We start from the raw sequence: 2,221 nt of genomic DNA, 5'->3' as shown, positions 1-2,221 counted from the left end.
ATGCTTGCTTCCCGCTCCCCGAAGCGTTTCGTCGGTAACTACGTCCTTCTTCGCTTCCGTGTGCCTAGGTATCCACCGTTAGCCCTTATTAGCTTGACCTTGCGGTCTTCTTTTTTGGCTTTTTCACCTAGCTCTATGCAGTTTTCAAGGTTCCTCTGGACTCTTTACTCAGAGCCAGCATTCTCTCCTACTATATGAGTAAGATAAGGTGCTGATTCCTCGTTTCTCTTGTTTTTGCCACCTGTGCAGGTGGGCCATCCTGGACTCGAACCAGGGACCTCACCCTTATCAGGGGTGCGCTCTAACCACCTGAGCTAATAGCCCTTGTTCCTGATTCAGGTCTTTTGTGAACCCAGAACCTAGTTTGAAAGCCACATACCTCGTTCCGACCTTTTGGGATTGATTCTTGGTTTCGACTACTATTTTTTCGTCTTCTACCCGAATTAGGTCTCCCTTTAAGGAGGTGATCCAGCCACACCTTCCGGTACGGCTACCTTGTTACGACTTCACCCCAGTCACTAGCCCTGCCTTAGGCATCCCCCTCCTTGCGGTTGAGGTAATGACTTCGGGCGTGACCAGCTTCCATGGTGTGACGGGCGGTGTGTACAAGGCCCGGGAACGAATTCACCGCCGTATGCTGACCGGCGATTACTAGCGATTCCTCCTTCATGCAGGCGAGTTGCAGCCTGCAATCTGAACTGAGGCCGGGTTTGCTGGGATTCGCTGGCTCTCGCGAGTTCGCTGCCCTTTGTCCCGACCATTGTAGTACGTGTGTCGCCCAAGACGTAAGGGGCATGCTGACTTGACGTCATCCCCACCTTCCTCCGGTTTGTCACCGGCAGTCTCCTTAGAGTCCCCAACTTAATGCTGGCAACTAAGAACGAGGGTTGCGCTCGTTGCGGGACTTAACCCAACATCTCACGACACGAGCTGACGACAGCCATGCACCACCTGTGTTCGCGCTCCCGAAGGCACCCCCAGCTTTCACCAGGGTTCGCGACATGTCAAGTCTTGGTAAGGTTCTTCGCGTTGCATCGAATTAAACCACATACTCCACCGCTTGTGCGGGCCCCCGTCAATTCCTTTGAGTTTCACACTTGCGTGCGTACTCCCCAGGCGGGATACTTAACGCGTTAGCTTCGGCACGGCTCGGGTCGATACAAGCCACGCCTAGTATCCATCGTTTACGGCTAGGACTACAGGGGTATCTAATCCCTTTCGCTCCCCTAGCTTTCGTCCCTGAGTGTCAGATACAGCCCAGTAGCACGCTTTCGCCACCGATGTTCTTCCCAATCTCTACGCATTTCACCGCTACACTGGGAATTCCTGCTACCCCTACTGCTCTCTAGTCTGCCAGTTTCCACCGCCTTTAGGTCGTTAAGCAACCTGATTTGACAGCAGACTTGGCTGACCACCTGCGGACGCTTTACGCCCAATAATTCCGGATAACGCTTGCCTCCCCCGTATTACCGCGGCTGCTGGCACGGAGTTAGCCGAGGCTGATTCCTCAAGTACCGTCAGAACTTCTTCCTTGAGAAAAGAGGTTTACAATCCAAAGACCTTCCTCCCTCACGCGGCGTTGCTCCGTCAGGCTTTCGCCCATTGCGGAAAATTCCCCACTGCTGCCTCCCGTAGGAGTCTGGGCCGTGTCTCAGTCCCAGTGTGGCTGCTCATCCTCTCAGACCAGCTACTGATCGTCGCCTTGGTAGGCTCTTACCCCACCAACTAGCTAATCAGACGCAAGCTCTTCTCCAGGCCAATTAGGTTTCACCTTGCGGCATATCGGGTATTAGCAGTCGTTTCCAACTGTTGTCCCCGTCCTGAAGTTAGATTCTTACGCGTTACTCACCCGTCCGCCACTAGAATCCGAAGATTCCCGTTCGACTTGCATGTGTTAGGCACGCCGCCAGCGTTCATCCTGAGCCAGGATCAAACTCTCCATGATGAATCGTTTGATTCTTTGACTTTTTTTTGTCTCCCCCTTGCGGGTTTGACTTCTTTGTTATAGAATTGCTTCTAAACGAGGCTTTTTTTGCTTGGCTTTCAAACTATTGTTTTGTCTAGGTTCGAGCGTCGTTTGTTTCGCTTCGCTTTCGCTTCGCTTCAACCGCGCATTTACCAATGTATCTAACTTCCCCAGGTTTGTCAACCCCTTTTGGCAAAATTTTTTGATCTTTTTTCTATCCCTTGCTACGTAAGCCTTTCAGCTTTTGGTCTTTTT

Annotated in this window: 1 tRNA gene and 2 rRNA genes; all 3 read right to left on the bottom strand. The window is 52.0% G+C overall.

What is annotated here, in order from left to right:
- A 23S ribosomal RNA gene (locus tag N0824_RS13810) occupies positions 1–99 on the bottom strand; the annotation flags it as partial.
- A gap of 151 nt (positions 100–250) precedes the next feature.
- Positions 251–324: transfer RNA gene (locus N0824_RS13805), tRNA-Ile, on the bottom strand.
- Positions 325–456: 132 nt separating this feature from the next.
- Positions 457–1,945, bottom strand: a 16S ribosomal RNA gene (locus tag N0824_RS13800).
- Positions 1,946–2,221 lie beyond the last annotated feature (276 nt).

The sequence above is a fragment of the Microcystis sp. 0824 genome (assembly GCF_003112475.1).
In the GTDB taxonomy this organism is placed as follows: Bacteria; Cyanobacteriota; Cyanobacteriia; order Cyanobacteriales; family Microcystaceae; genus Microcystis; species Microcystis aeruginosa_C.
The sequence above is the reverse complement of the archived record's forward strand: the minus strand, read 5'-3'. Positions and strand labels throughout refer to the sequence as shown.